A 15,986-nucleotide genomic window follows, 5' to 3' on the forward strand; every position below is an offset into this window, starting at 1 on the left:
AACACTGAACAGAGACGCTCAGGAATTGCATTGTTTCTGAAGCTTCTTCCCCAGCTCGTGAAATTTCTTATATTCTTCCGCAGGCACAAAGCTTCCCCCTGTAGTCCAGAGTATATGATTTGCCTGCGACATTTTTTTCTCCAGCTTGTGGTCCTCGATATATCGCCGGCCTTCGGGATCGTTGCACAAAAGTTCCGGACCACTGAAGCCGGCAGCGGCAGATGGTTCGATCCGTATCCCTTCCATTTTCTCCAGCAGATACAAATCCCGGAAAAGCCGTTCGTCCTTCACGGTGAATACCCCCGACACTGACGACTGAATCATTTGAGCAACAAATTTTGATGCGCGGGCCACCGCAAGACCGTCGGCTTCGGTGTCAACCCGAAGACCGACATCATAGACGGAAAGATCATCCTCTGATGCAGAAGCCAGCGTCAACAACATACACGGCGCTTCAACGGGCTCGGCAAAAAAACAATGTACGGCGCTGCCAAAAACATGCCGAAGGCCAAAAGTAATCCCGCCCGGCGCGCCACCCACGCCACATGGCAGGTAAACAAACAAAGGATGTTCTTCGTCAACCCTGACATTTTCTTGCTGCAATTGTTGCCGCAACCGCAAGGCTGCGACACTGTACCCTGAAAAAAGCCGCTCAGAATTCTCGTCATCCACAAAATACCCGCAGGGGTCGCTCTCGGCTGACGCCCGTCCTGCAGCAACGGCCCTGGAATAGTCATCATCGTGCTCTATCACATGGACTCCGTTGCGGCGCAGCCGGTCCTTTTTCCACTGTTTGGCTTCCACCGACATATGGACGCAGGCCTGGAAACCAAGCGCCGCTGCAATAAGGCCAATGCTCAATCCCAGATTGCCGGTGCTGCCGACAGAAACCGTATATTTCCCAAACAGCTCACGGGCTTCCGGCGAGGCCAGATCACGGTAGTCCCCTCCCGGGACCAGCAAGCCATGGGCGACGGCCAGTTCTTCGGCGAAGCACAGCACCTCATATACGCCTCCCCGGGCCTTGACAGATCCGGCAACCGGCAAGTCATGGTCCGCTTTGATCCACAGCTTGCCGTCGATCTTCGCGCCGTTTGCGGGCAGTTTCTCCTTCAGGTCCGGTGCAGGCAAAAGACGTGATTCAATAATTCCCCCGGACGGTGCAAGCTCGGGAAAAAGCGACTCCAGAAGCGGCGCAAACTTCTGGAGGCGCTGTTCGGCTTCCACGACATGCGTCATGGAAAGCGGTAAATCCTGCAAAGTCGCCGGATCAGGATCAAAAGCGGGGTTTCTCCACAAACATGGCTCTCCCGCTGAAAGCTTGGCAAAGATCGCACTCTTCCGATATATCGCTTCATTCTTCATCGCTGCCCTCTTCGCAGATATATTTCCCGGCACCAGCGGTCCCTCAACCGGTCGTCACTTCCGTCCTGCACAAAGACCGCCATCACAGGGTATCACGGCACCGGTTATATAACGGGCGGCATCGGAACTCAGGAACATGGCCAGATCCGCTATTTCACGCTTTGTGCCATAACGACCAAGCGGCAGGGCGGATTCAATTGCTGCACGGGCTTCAGGTGTCGGGGCAAGCCGTTCCATGCCCTCCGTTCCATCAATTGGTCCGGGCTGAATGGCGTTGACCCGGATATTATATTGTCCCCATTCAATGGCCAGGCATCTGGTCAAATGGTCTATTCCCGCTTTCGCTGCACAAACATGCGCCTGCATGCCTTGGGCAATCTGAGACTGGGGAGCGGAAATATTGACAATAGAGGCCCCGCCTTTTGACAAACACCCAAAAGCTGCTTTGACAACATTAAACGTCCCGAGCAGATCAATATCGACAACCGCCTTGAATCCGTTGGGCGACAAATCCTCAACCAGAGCCGGAAAGTTTCCGGCCGCACCGGAAACCAGGATATCTATTGAACCGAATTCTCCCGACGCGGCTTCAAAAGCTTCCGTCAGAGCCGCCATATCCCGCACATCGGCGGAAAAACCAAGTGCATTCGCCCCCGTTGACTGTAATTTGTCCACCGCGGCGGCGACCTTTTCCTGATTGCGGCTCAACACCGCCACATTTGCGCCTGAATCCGCAAAAGCTTCCGCAATGCCCAAATTTATTCCACTCGTTCCCCCGGCGACAAAAACAGTCTTGTCGGCGAAAGTATCCTTGTTAAAAAGATGTCCCATAGTCGTCCCCTTCCATGTGCTTGTCTTTGGAAATTCTCAGCGGACCTGATACATGGTCACCACACAGGCGCCGCCAAGGCCAAGATTATGCTGCAAGGCCGTCCTTGCCTTCTCAACCTGGCGCGCCCCCGCTTCACCGCGCAACTGGAGCACCAATTCAGTACACTGGGCAAGTCCGGTGGCTCCCAGCGGATGTCCCTTGGAAAGCAGCCCGCCGGACGGATTGGTTACCACCTTGCCGCCGTAGGTATTGTCCCCATCCCAGATAAAACGTTCCGCCTCTCCGGCGCCGCATAGGCCGAGCGCCTCATAGGTAATGACTTCATTGGCGGTAAAACAATCGTGGAGCTCAACCACATCAACATCATCGGGCCCTGTCCCCGCCTGATTGTAAACGTCCATGGCGGCCCGCACGGTCATATCAAAACCAACCACCTTGATCATGCTGTTTTCCTCGAAAGTCGAAGGGAAATCAGTGGTCATGGCCTGACCTGCAATCACAACGTCCTGCCGCATCTCATGAGCCCTGGCGAACTCTTCACTGCAGATGACGGCAGCGGCGCCGCCGCATGTGGGCGGACAACACTGAAGGCGCGTCAGGTTTTTAAACAACTGCGGACTGGACATCACATCTTCAACACTCAGCGGCTCCCTGAAAATGGCCTTGTCGTTATGCACGGCATGCTCGCTGGCCTTCGCCCTGACTTTGGCGAAGGTTTCATTCCTGGTGCCGTATTTCTGCTGATACTCGAACCCGGCCCCGCCAAACAACCGCAAGGCCATGGGAACCTCCCCGCAGTCCGGAAACGTCTCATCTGCAATTTTGATAAAACTTCCCAATGGGCTGGGCCTGTCTGGAAACACCAGCCCCAAAGCCCCGGGCGCCATCTGTTCAAAACCGAGAGCCAACACACAATCCACAATCCCGTTTTCCACGGCCTGACGCGCCAGAAACAAAGCTGTTGATCCTGTCGAGCAGTTATTATTGACATTGATGATGGGAATGCCGCTGAGGCCAACCCGGTACAGGGCCGCCTGCCCGGATGTTGAATCGCCATAGACCCAGCCCACAAATGCTTGCTGGATTTTGTCATAGGAAATCCCTGCATCCGCCAGCGCCAGGCGAGCGGCCGCCGCCCCCAGTTCATCATAACTCTTGCTCTGTCCAGGCTTGACGAATGGCGTCATTCCCACACCGGCGACGATTACCTTTTTCATTTCCATTTCACCTCATTTTTCTTTTTCCGGAGAAGGGTCAAAGCCGGAATCAGCCCCGCCAACTCCGGTTGATTCAGTTCCCGTTGAAAACCGCTTTTCTCTTTTCGAGAAAAGCCAGCACGCCTTCCTGCACATCACGACTATGAACGACCCTGCCCTGCGCTTTCGCTTCCTTCTCCAGGACTTCCGGAAGGCTTCCGGTCATGCCATACCGCAAAATCCTTTTCGCTTCCTGCAAAGCCAATGGCGCACCCTCGGCAATTCTTTGCGCCCAGGCCATTGTATCGGCCAGCAGATTTTCATCGGGAGTAACACGATTGACCAGTCCCAGCTCCAGGCACTTTTTCGCAAAAACAGGTTTCGGATCGGCAATGATCTCGAATGTTCTCTGGTAACCGATAGTGCGTGACAGGGACCACACCATACCGCAATCCGGCACAAGTCCGACCATGGTGAAGGCCTGCAGGAAATAGGCTGATTCAGATATGGCGACAAGATCGCAGGCCAGGGCAAGGGACCCGCCGGCCCCCACTGCAGGCCCGTTTACCGCAGCAATAACCGGTTTGCGGCACCCTGCAAGGGCCGCTACAATCGGATTAAACTCGTCTCTGACGACCTCCTCGATATTTTCAACACCGGACTCGGAAGCTGCAGCGTTCAAATCCGCTCCGGTACAGAACCCGGCCCCCTCTCCGGTCAGAATCAACACCCGTACACCCGGGTCCTTTTCGGCATGCTGTATCACCTCCAGGAGCTCCCTGCGCAGCGCCCTGTCCAGGGCATTCATCACCTCGGGCCTTCTCATGGTGATGGTGGCCACCATGCCTTCGCGAATATAGTCAACGCCGGTGTATTCAGTCATTTGGCCCTCTCGCTTCCATCCTGCCGAAACAGTTCACCCTGAGCGATTTTTTCAGAAACAACGCCGGGCGCCCTGAACCGCTCACCATATAGATCCGCCAGCTCATTGCAGCGCTCCCTGAATTTCTTCAAGCCATAGCCGTTCACAAACTGGATGTAACCGCCGGTCCAGGCCGGCGCCCCGATGCCAAGCAGGGAACCAATATTGCCGTCCGCAACCGAACGCAGCACCCCTTCCTCCAGGCATTTCAAGCTCTCGATCACGTTGCTGAAAAGCAATCTGTCCATGATATCCCGGTCACTGATCTCCAGACCGGGGTTGTAATATCGCTCGATCAGCCCGGGCCAGATCATTTTTTCTCCGTCGCGATAGTCATAAAAACCGCCGCCATAGTGCCGGCCGCCCCTGTCAAATTCCTCAACAAGCGTCCTGATCACTCCGGTTCCGGCCGGGGTCATGTCATCCGCTTCCCGCCGCAATCCCATATTGCGCTGGGTCTCCCATACCTTCAGACTCAGGCGCTGGCTGATCTCGTCATATATCGTCAGCGGCCCAACCGGCATGCCGACAGCCTTCGCCAGAGCCTCTATCCGCGCCGGATGCACGCCTTCCGCGACCATTTGCGATGCCTCGCCCAGCTGCACTCCAAAGGTTCGCGATGCAAAAAAGCCGGTGCTGTCATTGACGACAATGGGGGTTTTTCGAATCTGGCGGACAAAATCAAAGGCCCGGGCCAGCGTCTCGTCACTGGTTTCTGCCCCGCAGATCAGTTCGACCAACGGCATCCTGTCCACAGGCGAAAAGAAATGAATCCCGATAAAACGGTCCGGTTTTGCACTTGATTCCGCAAGCCGCGTGATGGGCAGAGTAGAGGTATTGGACCCCCATACTCCCTCTTCAGCCAACTGCCCTTCTGTTGCTTCGTTGATTCTGTGCTTGAGCTCCAGATCCTCGAAGACAGCCTCGACAATCAGATCACATCCGGAAAGACCGGCGTCCTCATCCGTCGCTTCGATCAACCCCAGAAGCGCCGCTTTTTTCCCTTCATCCGCATGACCTGCCTCAATCGCCTTGTCAAGCAGGCGCGCGGAGTAATCCCGGCCTTTTTCAGCCTGGTCCAGATTGACATCTTTCAGAACGACCCTGATGCCGGCTTTTGCCGCCACATAGGCGATGCCCTGCCCCATCATGCCCGCCCCGATGATACCCAGTTTTTTCACAGAGGACGCAGGATAACCTTCCGGCCGGTTTCCGCCGCCATTGACATGATTCATCTGAAAGAAAAAGGCGGTGATCATATTCTTGGCGACGGGCGAGGTCACCAGGGAGACAAAATTCCTTGATTCAATGCGCAGGGCCGTGTCGAAATCCACCCGCACCGCTTCGGTTGCACTTTCCAGAATGCGCTGTGGCGCCGGCAACAGTCCGCGGGTTTTCTTCAACAGCATTATGGGTGCAACCTGTACGACCTGCATGACCGCGGGACTGCGAATATCCCCTCCCGGAATTTTATGCCCGGGACGGTCCCAGGGCTGCAATGCGGCCTCCTCTTTTTCCCTGTTTTCCAAAATCCATTCTTTCGCCCGGGGCAGCAAATTCTCAAGCCGGTCTACTCCGTCATCCAGCAGCCCGCCCCGCAACGCCTTTCCCACCCTGACCTTCCGGCCCTCCAGCAGATAGGGCAAGGCCTTCTCAAATCCAAGCAAATGCGTCAAACGCACCACACCGCCGGCTCCGGGAAGCAAACCGAGCGTGACTTCCGGCAACCCAACGATGACGGATTTGTCGTTCCAGGCGATACGGCGATTGCAACTCAGACAGATTTCAAAACCCCCGCCCAGTGCGGCGCCGTTGATCGCGGCAACCACAGGCACCGGCAGTTTTTCCAGTCGCCGCAACAGCCCCTTTCCTTTTTCCGCATCCGCGAAAAAAGTCTCTTCGTCACCCTTTTGCACCGCCAGCAGTTCGTTCAGGTCTCCGCCGGCAAAGAAAGTATCCTTGGCCGATGCTATGATCACACCGGTCAGATGCTCCTCGGCTTCCAGCCTTTCAAGGGTTTTCCCCATCAGTTCGGAATAGCGGGCATTCATGGCATTGACAGGCCCGGCCATATCCATGGTAACCGTCACAATGCCGTCACTATCCTTTGCGTAATGAAATTCATCCATTTTCTAACACCTGATTCTAATGTGGCGACTTGCCTATACACGTTCGATAATGGTGGAAATGCCCATGCCGCCGCCGACACACATGGACAACATGGCCCGCCTTAGGCTTCTGCGCTCAAGCTCGTCGAGCATGATGCTTACCAGCATCCCCCCGGTGGCTCCCAGCGGATGTCCCATGGCGATGGCACCGCCATTGACATTGGTTATTTCGTGATCCAGATCGAGCTCGCTCATGTAGCGAAGAGCCACTGACGCAAAGGCCTCGTTGATTTCCCAGAGGTCGATATCCGCAGCGCTCAGCCCTGCGGCGGCGAGGCACTTCCGGGCGGCCGGCCCCGGTCCCGTCAGCATGATGGAAGGCTCTGTCGAAAGCACCACCCCAGCCACGATCCGCCCCCGGGGCTCAAGCCCCAGATCCCTGCCCGCCTGCTCGCTGCCGATCAACACCGCGCTGGCCCCGTCAACAATGCCGGAAGCATTCCCCGGGGTGTGGACGTGATTTACCTTTTCCACGTGTGGATATTTCGCCAGGATCATATCATCCATCCCCAATGCCCCCATCTGGACAAATGACGGCTTCAACGCCGCAAGCCTCTCCATGGTGGTCTGGGGTTTGATGAAATCGTCCTTTTCCAGGATGGTAATTCCGTTGCGGTCCTTGACAGGCACAACTGACTTGTCAAAATATCCCTGATCCCGGGCACGGGCCGCGCGTCTCTGCGATTCAAGGGCAAAAGCGTCCACATCTTCGCGTTCCCAGCCGCCGAGAGTTGCAATCAGGTCGGCGCCAATTCCCTGGGCGACGGTCGCCTGTTCCATGGCAAGTTCCGGATCCTGGTACAATGCTCCGCCGTCGGACCCCATGGGCACCCGGGACATGCTTTCAACTCCACCGGCGACAATCAGCTTGTCCCACCCTGACAATATTTTCTGAGCGGCCGTATTTACAGCCTCCAGCCCCGAAGCGCAAAACCGGCTCATCTGCAGTCCGGCCACGCTTTCATCCCAGCCGGCATGCTGTACGGCAGCTTTGGCAATGACCGAGCCCTGTTCCCCGACCGGACAGACACAGCCCATGATCACGTCATCCACATATGCCGTATCGAAATCATGCCGGGACTGCAGTTCATTCAGAAGCCCGGCAGCCAGCGCGACAGGCTTCACTTCATATAGTGTTCCGTCCTTTTTTCCCTTGCTTCGCGGGGTACGAACTGCTTCGAAAATATACGCTGATTCAAGCATCACGGCTCCTTAAGAAACGGAAATCTAACCTGGTTTCCTTCAACCTGAGTCCTCACTCATCGGAAAAATGATGCTATGCCGATCAACCGGTCTGGACAATGACGGCACCCTACAAATATAATTGACATTGGATTACACTCCCGAGCGCCCTTAAAACACAAACACAAAGAACAGGCATGTACAATATTTCCATTCCCGTCGAGTCGGTTCACACTGTGCTGAAGCATGCCCGAAACCGGGACATAGACATCGCGGCGCTGTTACGGAAAAATCATATCTCGCCCTTGCTTTTGAAGGAAGAAAAGGCTCGGGTATCCGCAGAATGCTTCACCGGCCTGCAAGCGTCAACCATGCTGGCCATGGAGGATGAAATGCTTGGATACCTGCCCAGGCGTCAGCCTGTAGGGACCTGGAAAACCCTGTGCCAGCACACCATCTCATGCAGCACGCTCGGACATGCGCTGTCCCGGTACTGTCGTTTCCTTGGCCTTTTTGAGTGGGGCCTGAAACCGACACTGGAGATCAGTAAAGACCTGGCCAGCTTCCGCCTTGTCCAATGGGACGACACAGAGGAGATAGACCCCTACGCCCATGAACTTCTGCTGACCTGCATGCATCGCTATACAAGCTGGCTGATCCAGGAGCATATTCCCCTGAAGAATGTCAGTCTTGCCTATCCCTCCCCCGGGCACGCACAGGAATATCGCCCGCTGTTTTTCAACGCCCCGGTGACATTCAATCACCCCCATACAGAGCTCACATTTCATATAGATTTCCTGGCAAAGCCCATTCTTCAGAACGACACGGCCCTGTCGCGCTTTCTGCGGCACCCGCTCCTGATCATGCTGGTCAAGGAATATGACAAAATCGGATGGACGCCGCGAGTGCGGGAAATTATTCGAAAGAACCTGACCGAGGCGATTGAAATGGACGATGTCGCCACCATCCTGAACACCCATCCGCAGACATTACGGCGACGTCTGGCGAAAGAAGGGACGAGTTACAAGGAAATCAAAATCCACTTGCGCCGGGATGTCGCGCTCTATTACCTGGGCAAACACAATCTTTCCATTGAAGATATTGCTTTTCGCGCCGGCTTTTCTGAAGCCAGCAGCTTTATCCGGGCCTTCAAAGGCTGGACCGGCACAACACCCTACAGCTACCGGAAAGGGCTGTAGGCCGCCCCCATCCCCAACCCCCTTCACTGACAATTTCGCCGCTGTCACGACCGTCCGTGACAGCCGCAGGACCCTGCGCACAATTCCGCGTGGCGCGAAAGTTTATTCTTGCGCCCGATTTTCTATTGATATACGTTGTATACAAACATACTATATTGACAAATAAACGCGAGGGAAGGGGGAACAGTCCAAGGAAGACCGTTTTCGCCCCAATCGTTCAACAGGAAACGCAGCAATGGCCGCAGCCGACATACACATCAAATCCCCCTACCTCTTGTTCCTGGGCGCGGATCCGGACCCCTTGAATATCAAAACATCAAGAGGGATTGCCCACTGGCGTCCGGAAAACTGCCTCGGCCAGCTTTCCATGCCTGGCGGACAAACCCTTGAACTTGAAGAGCTTTCCACCCGTGAAGCCGCCAATCGTGGCGCTAAAACCTTTGTCCTGGGGCTTGCCAACAACGGCGGCATAATTTCCGAGGACTGGATTCCCTATATTCTCGAAGCTCTCGACGCCGGCCTTGATGTTGCCAACGGCCTCCATCAGCGCCTCTCGGACATTCCTATCGTCCGCGACACCGCTGACAAGTGCGGCAGACTCCTGCACGATGTGCGTCACAGCGATACTGATTTCGAAACCGGCACCGGCAGAAAAAGAAGCGGCAAGCGCCTGCTGACCGTCGGCACGGATTGCGCCGTCGGCAAAATGTACACGGCGCTTTCCATTGAACGCGAAATGAGAAACCGGAACTATCGGGTCGATTTCCGGGCAACCGGACAAACAGGAATTCTTATTGCCGGCAGCGGGGTCGCCATTGATGCGGTTGTCGCAGACTTTATCGCAGGCGCAGTGGAAAAGCTTTCCCCCGACAACGATCCTGATCATTGGGATGTGATTGAAGGTCAGGGATCACTATTCAATCCCGCCTTCTCCGGCGTAAGCCTTGGCCTTCTTCATGGCGCCCAGCCGGATGTCCTCATTATGTGCCACCAGCCCGGCCGCGAGACCGTCAAGGATCTCGATCATTGTCCCCTGCCGGGTATCGGGGAATGTATCGACAGCAACTTGCGGGCGGCCCGCCTGACCAATCCCGGTGTAAGGCTGGGCGGAATCTCCCTGAACTCCCGTCTGATCCCGGAACAGGATTACCGCAGGCTTTGCATGGAACTCGGCGAAAAATTCGATGTGCCCTGTTTTGATCCCCTGATCGACGGAGTAGGGGAATGTGTGGACCGGTTATGAACAAGAGCAGAAACATCGCCGTCCTGAGCGAAACATGGGAGCTGAAAGACCCCTTTGTCATTGCCCATGGCACCTGCACGGAAACCCGTGTTGTGGTTGTTGAAATCCGGCAAGCAGGCTGTATTGGACGCGGTGAGGGCGTCCCGACCGGCCTTTACGGTGAAACTGTCCTGTCGGTCGTTAATCAGATACGCGAAATCAGCCCGTTGCTGAAAAAAGGACTGCAGCCTGAGGTCCTCCTGGATAAAATGCCCCCCGGCGCGGCGCGCAATGCCGTTGATTGCGCACTCTGGGACCTCAGAGCCAAGCTTGAAAAGCGCGCAGTCAGCGACCTTATGGGGGTAGCCTGGCCGCAGAATATCACCTCCGTTCAGACCGTCAGCATTGGATCCCCTAAGCAAATGGGGCAAGCCGCAGCGCAACTCGCCGGTTTTCCCGTTCTCAAAATCAAGCTTGACGCAGAAGATGTGATAGCCCGCCTGGAAGCCGTGCATGGCAAGGCGCCCGGCTGCGGATTGCTGATTGACGCCAATGAAAGCTGGACAATCGACATTCTGGAGGCTGTTGCCGCCCGGGCCAGAGAATTGAACATCGTCCTGATTGAACAGCCTCTGCCAGCGGGGCAGGACTCAGCCCTTAAAGGGCTTGATCTTGACGTGCCGATCGGTGCAGACGAAAGCTGTCACACGTCAGCCGATCTTGGAAAACTTGCCGGACTGTACGATGTCATCAATATCAAACTCGACAAGGCCGGCGGCCTGACCGAAGCCATGAACCTCTACAACCGCGCCAGCCGGGACGGTTTCCAGGTCATGGTCGGATGCATGCTCGGAACATCGCTTTCCATCGCCCCGGCCATGTTGATCGCACAGTTCGCCTCATATGTGGATCTCGACTCCCCGGCCCTGCTACGCCACGACTGCAAGTATGGCCTGTCCCTCAACAACGGTGAAATGAGCGCCCTTGACCCACGACTCTGGGGCGGCGTTGCCTCCGGATACAAGGCAAGGTGATTGGACATGACGCATATAGATACCCAACCCCATATCGGTAAAATAATTCTGGGCGAAACAGTTCGCACATTGTCCGAAATCAACCACAATGCCACCCGCGCCGCACAGGGGCTGAAACAACTCGGCATGGGAACAGGCGATGTAATCGCCCTCCTGTTACGAAATGATTTTTCCCTGTTCGAAGCAAGCTTCGCCGCCAATTTACTGGGCGCCCTAGTTGTTCCGATCAACTGGCATGCCTCCGCAGACGAGGTGGACTATATCCTTCGCGATTCCGGCGCCAGAATACTTGTGGCTCATACGGACCTCTACAACAGACTGGAACAGCCATCCCTTCCCGGCTTAGACCTGCTTCTGGTCGACACGCCGGAAGCTATCAAGCAGGCCTTCCGGATTCCGGACGCTATTGCCAAGAGTTCCGAACAGGCTTTCCTCTGGGATCAATGGCTTGAAAACTTCCCTCCCCTTCAGGACCACCCGCAGACTTCCGGCGGCAGCATGATCTATACATCGGGCACCACAGGAAGGCCCAAAGGCGTCAGGCGCCCTCCCCTGACCAAGGAGCAAATGCCCCGGGCGATGGCAATGGCCTGCGCCATGTACGGCTTTCAGCCGGACCAGCCGGCAACAACGGTAATAACGGGGCCAATGTATCATTCCGGCCCCAACGGATATGGCCTTCTGGCCGCCAGGCTTAACGCCACCATTGTCCTGCAACCCCGGTTTAATGAAACCGAACTGCTTCAGCTCATTGAGAAACATGCCGTCACCCATCTGCATATGGTGCCGACGATGTTTATCCGGCTCCTCCGCCTTGCAAAAGAAATCCGGATGAAATACGACCTGTCGTCACTGGTCTGGGTCGCCCACGGTGCCGCTCCCTGCCCGCCCGGGGTGAAAGAACTCATGATCGACTGGTGGGGCCCTGTCATAAATGAATATTACGGCAGCACGGAAACAGGCGGCATAACGGTGCAGACCAGCAAAGACGCCAGCCGCAAGCCCGGCTCCGTCGGGCGCGCAATCGAAGGCGTGGACATACGCATATTTGATGATAACGGCCAGCAGCAGGACGCCGGCATCACTGGGAAAATCTATATCCGTACCAACGCTTTCGGCGACTTCGACTATCACGGCAAATCACAGGACCGCAGGGAAATCAGTCAGGGCGATTTCGTCTGGGTCGGCGACATCGGCTACCTGGATGAAGAAGGTTTTCTTTATCTGTGTGACCGCCGCAAGGACATCATCAATTCCGGCGGCGTCAATATCTACAGCGCAGAAGTCGAAGCTGCAATTCTGGACATGCCCGGAATTGAGGACTGCGCAGTATTCGGCATTCCCGATGACGACCTGGGTGAAGTTGTCTGCAGCCATATCACCCTTATCCCTTCGGCAAAAGTCACTCCTGACCAGGTTACCGACTTTGTCAGAACCAGGCTTGGCCGGATGAAAGCGCCGGCAACCGTTGTCGTTGAAGACGAACTGCCCCGGCAGGAAAGCGGGAAAATTTTCAAAAGCAAGCTCAGGGCGCCTTACTGGCAGGACAGAACCCGAAATATCTAGGATGGAAAAAACGCCATGACCATAAATCGCCGTGACCTGGAATTTATACTGTATGAACTGTTACAGTGCGAAGAACTGTGCGAAACCGGCAGATTTGTCGACTATGACCGGAATGCCTTTGATGCCGTTCTGGATACGGCGTACACACTGGCGGCAGACAGGTTTGCGCCGCTTGCCGCAACCATGGACGCCAATGAGCCCGAATTCAGGGACGGCAAGGTTGTTCTGCCTGAAGGCGTCAGGGAAGCCCTTGAGGACTATATTGGAGCCGGTTTCCTCGGTGCGGGCTTTGATCTCGCGGACGGCGGCATGCAGCTGCCGGGAATCATCTCCTTTGCCGTCAGTTCCATCTTTGCGGCAGCGAATATATCCCTGTCCGGCTACGCCGGCCTCACCAGAGCGGCAACCAACCTTCTCATCACTCACGGCAGTGACAGCCAGAAACAAACCTTTCTGGAGCCGATGCTCTCCGGACGCTATTTCGGCACCATGTGCTTGTCGGAACCCCATGCCGGCTCGTCCCTGTCCGATATCCGCACCAAGGCGACCAAAACTGCAGACGGCGACTATCTGATAGAGGGAAGCAAAATGTGGATATCGGCGGGGGACCATGAACTTTCGGAAAATATCATCCACTTTGTCATTGCCAGAATAGACGGGGCGCCGTCCGGCACACGGGGTATTTCCCTGTTCATCGTCCCCAAATACCGGGTCGGTCCGGACAGCTCCGTCGGGGAAAGCAACAATATCGCCCTTGCCGGCCTGAACCACAAAATGGGAAGCCGGGGAACCGTCAACTGCCTGTTGAATTTCGGCGAAAGCGGTGATTGTCGAGGGTACCTGGTGGGAGAAGAAAACCACGGCCTTGCCTGCATGTTTCACATGATGAATGAAATGCGTATCGGCGTGGGACTGGCCGCCGTTTCCCTGGGATATGCCGGCTATATCTATTCTCTTGACTATGCCCGCAACAGGCCGCAGGGAAGGCATCCGCAGGATAAAGACCCGAATTCGCCGCAGGTCATGATCATTGAGCACGCCGACATCCGTCGTCTTCTCATGTGGCAGAAAGTTTATGCAGAGGGCGGGCTCGCCCTGGCGCTGTATTGCGCCCGCCTGCTGGACGATCAGGCGGTTGCATCAGATGAGGATGAACGCAGGCGGCTTGGCTTGCTGCTTGATATTCTCACACCGATCGTCAAATCATGGCCGTCCGAATTCTGCCTTGAAGCCAACAAGCATGCCATTCAGGTACTGGGCGGATACGGGTATACCCGGGAATACCCGGTGGAACGCCTGTACCGGGACAACCGGCTCAACGCCATACATGAAGGCACTCACGGCATCCACGGTCTGGATCTTCTGGGTCGCAAGGTCCGGATGCTGGAAGGCACCGCATTCAAACTGCTGATTGAAGAAATTCGCATCGACATCCGGAAAGCCGCCGCCACGCCCGACCTCCAGGGACATGCCGCAGACCTGACCGACGCCATACAAAAGCTGGTTGAAACCACATTGGCACTGACCGGATGCGGGAACCTCAATTTATCCCTGTCCAACGCCACGCCCTATCTGGACGCCATGGGCAATATCGTCATTGCCTGGATGTGGCTGAAGCAGGCGCAGGTTGCCAATAGAAAACTTCGGGAGAAACCTCAGGAAGATACAGGTTCGGACTTCAACTTCTACACCGGAAAGATCTCGGCCTGCCATTTCTTCTTCACCTACAAACTGCCTGTCGTTCTCAGCGAACTAACCATTCTGGCCAGGCTTGACGACAGCCTCCTCAAGATGACCGAAGAGGCCTATCTGGGCACATAAAGAGAGGAAACGACATGCAAGAGAGCGGCAAACTCGGCAAACTGACGGTGATCGGTTACTGCTCACCCTCGTTCTTTATCGCGACAACGGTCACCGCCGCCATGGTGGTTCTGCCGACCCTCTATGCTCAACATACCGCCGTTACCCTTGCCCAGATAGGACTGATCCTGATGGTAGCGCGCATGCTCGACGCCTTTACCGACCCCCTTATCGGCTATCTGTCGGACAATACCAAAACCCGCTGGGGAGGACGCAAGCCCTGGATCGCCGCAGGCGCAGTCACACTCATTCCAGCCATCTGGTTCCTGTTTCACCCCACGGCCGAGAGCGACGCTCTCTATTTTCTCACCTGGGCCTTTTTCTATACCCTCGGCAGCACCATGATCCTGATTCCGGGCGGGGCGTGGGGAGTGGAATTGACCCGGAACCCGAAGGAACGGGCACGGATCTTCACGATCAGAGGGATGCTAACCTACATCGGCAGCATCACCTATGCCGTGCTGCCGATCCTTTTGTTCAAACGTTACGGCTCGACGGCGCTCTCGCTCGATGTGATGGGCGACCTGGCCCTACTGACCGTCATCGCGCTGCCTTTCAGCTTTGGCCTGATGCTGCTGGTTGTTCCCAAAGGCAAGCCGGTCGCCTCGAAAAAGGCGTCCCTCACTTCGGTCTGGAAGACCATCAGAAGCAACCGCCTGCTATGGCGCTATTTCGCCGTCATGACATTCACCGGCCTTGGAATCGGAATGTATTACGGCGTCATGTTTTTGTTCTTTGTCGACTATATGAAGATGGGACAGGGTTTTCCCTTCATCGCCATTACCAACGGGGTCGCCGTTTTTCTCGCCATGCCGGTATGGATGAAACTGGTGAACAGATACGGCAAAGCCCGGGTCTGGCTGTGGGCCCTGCTTGTCTCCGTACCGGTCTCGCCGATGATCTGGTTTATCAGTCCCGGAATGGAATCCCTGATCCCCGTGCTCGGCATCAGCGTTCTCGGGGCCTGTGTACTGGCCGGCCATTTCACGGTGTCCCCTATTCTTCTCAGCGACATTGTGGACTACGACACGCTACGTTCCGGCGCCAATAAGGCCGGGAACATTTTCTCGGCCTCGCTGATCGTTACGAAAGCCGCATATGCGGGGGGGACCGGCCTGGCCCTGATGCTGGTCGGCCTCTTCGGATACCGGATGGGTGTAGACAATGACGCGTCCGCCATCTTTGGCCTGGCTTTCAGCTTCTCCATTCTCCCGGCGGTTTTATTTGCGCTGGGAGGCATTGCATTGCTGCGTTACCCCATGACCAGCCGGAAACAGGACATTATCAGACGACGGCTGGAGCAAAGGGTTTCCAGACTGAAGACCGAGACTACCCAAGCATACAACTGAATAAAGAGAAAAGAGGCGCTCAACAGGCATTTGCCTCAAAACTAAAGGAGGATAAATATCATGTACCCCGCAGAGCACCCAAAGCAGCTTT

At 55.9% G+C, this 15,986-nt stretch carries 12 protein-coding genes; 6 read left to right on the top strand and 6 right to left on the bottom strand.

Going from position 1 to position 15,986, the window contains the following annotated elements; all coding sequences use genetic code 11:
• Positions 1–18: 18 nt before the first annotated feature.
• The 6 genes from FIV46_RS10740 to FIV46_RS10765 all read right to left on the bottom strand — a co-directional run bounded on the left by FIV46_RS10740 (position 19) and on the right by FIV46_RS10765 (position 7,686).
• Positions 19–1,365 carry a D-serine ammonia-lyase gene (locus FIV46_RS10740; protein WP_139940930.1) on the bottom strand — a complete coding sequence of 449 codons (1,347 nt, stop codon included), beginning with the start codon at positions 1,363–1,365 and terminating at the stop codon, positions 19–21.
• A gap of 54 nt (positions 1,366–1,419) precedes the next feature.
• Positions 1,420–2,196 carry an SDR family oxidoreductase gene (locus tag FIV46_RS10745; RefSeq protein ID WP_139940931.1) on the bottom strand — a complete coding sequence of 259 codons (777 nt, stop codon included), beginning with the start codon at positions 2,194–2,196 and terminating at the stop codon, positions 1,420–1,422.
• 36 nt (positions 2,197–2,232) lie between these two features.
• The gene (locus FIV46_RS10750) at positions 2,233–3,414 is read right to left on the bottom strand and encodes a lipid-transfer protein (protein WP_139940932.1); all 1,182 of its coding nucleotides are present in this window, start codon (positions 3,412–3,414) and stop codon (positions 2,233–2,235) included.
• 73 nt (positions 3,415–3,487) lie between these two features.
• Positions 3,488–4,276, bottom strand: a complete 789-nt coding sequence (locus FIV46_RS10755; RefSeq protein ID WP_139940933.1) for an enoyl-CoA hydratase/isomerase family protein — start codon at positions 4,274–4,276, stop codon at positions 3,488–3,490.
• Positions 4,273–6,444, bottom strand: a complete 2,172-nt coding sequence (locus FIV46_RS10760) for a 3-hydroxyacyl-CoA dehydrogenase NAD-binding domain-containing protein (protein ID WP_139940934.1) — start codon at positions 6,442–6,444, stop codon at positions 4,273–4,275. Before FIV46_RS10760 ends, FIV46_RS10755 begins: the two co-directional genes overlap by 4 nt.
• Positions 6,445–6,477: 33 nt before the next feature.
• On the bottom strand, positions 6,478–7,686 hold the full coding sequence (locus FIV46_RS10765) for an acetyl-CoA C-acetyltransferase (protein ID WP_139940935.1): 1,209 nt from the start codon (positions 7,684–7,686) through the stop codon (positions 6,478–6,480).
• 176 nt (positions 7,687–7,862) lie between these two features.
• Here FIV46_RS10765 and FIV46_RS10770 point away from each other — a divergent pair, with 176 nt between their 5' ends.
• The 6 genes from FIV46_RS10770 (at position 7,863) to FIV46_RS10795 (ending at position 15,895) form a co-directional block, all read left to right on the top strand.
• Complete coding sequence (locus FIV46_RS10770) at positions 7,863–8,864, top strand: AraC family transcriptional regulator (RefSeq protein ID WP_139940936.1); 1,002 nt, start codon at positions 7,863–7,865, stop codon at positions 8,862–8,864.
• Positions 8,865–9,114: 250 nt separating this feature from the next.
• Positions 9,115–10,107, top strand: a complete 993-nt coding sequence (dgcN, locus tag FIV46_RS10775) for an N-acetyltransferase DgcN (RefSeq protein WP_139941175.1) — start codon at positions 9,115–9,117, stop codon at positions 10,105–10,107.
• Positions 10,104–11,120: an N-acetyl-D-Glu racemase DgcA gene (dgcA, locus tag FIV46_RS10780; protein ID WP_181163190.1), complete on the top strand. Its 1,017-nt coding sequence runs from the start codon at positions 10,104–10,106 to the stop codon at positions 11,118–11,120. Before dgcN ends, dgcA begins: the two co-directional genes overlap by 4 nt.
• 6 nt (positions 11,121–11,126) lie before the next feature.
• Entirely contained in the window at positions 11,127–12,686 is a 1,560-nt protein-coding gene (locus FIV46_RS10785; protein WP_139940938.1) for an AMP-binding protein, read from the top strand.
• 15 nt (positions 12,687–12,701) lie between these two features.
• Positions 12,702–14,507, top strand: coding sequence for an acyl-CoA dehydrogenase (locus FIV46_RS10790; RefSeq protein ID WP_139940939.1), 1,806 nt, complete (start codon positions 12,702–12,704; stop codon positions 14,505–14,507).
• Between the two features lie 14 nt (positions 14,508–14,521).
• Entirely contained in the window at positions 14,522–15,895 is a 1,374-nt protein-coding gene (locus tag FIV46_RS10795) for an MFS transporter (protein ID WP_139940940.1), read from the top strand.
• Positions 15,896–15,986 lie beyond the last annotated feature (91 nt).

The organism is Emcibacter nanhaiensis, assembly GCF_006385175.1.
Taxonomy (GTDB): Bacteria; Pseudomonadota; Alphaproteobacteria; order Sphingomonadales; family Emcibacteraceae; genus Emcibacter; species Emcibacter nanhaiensis.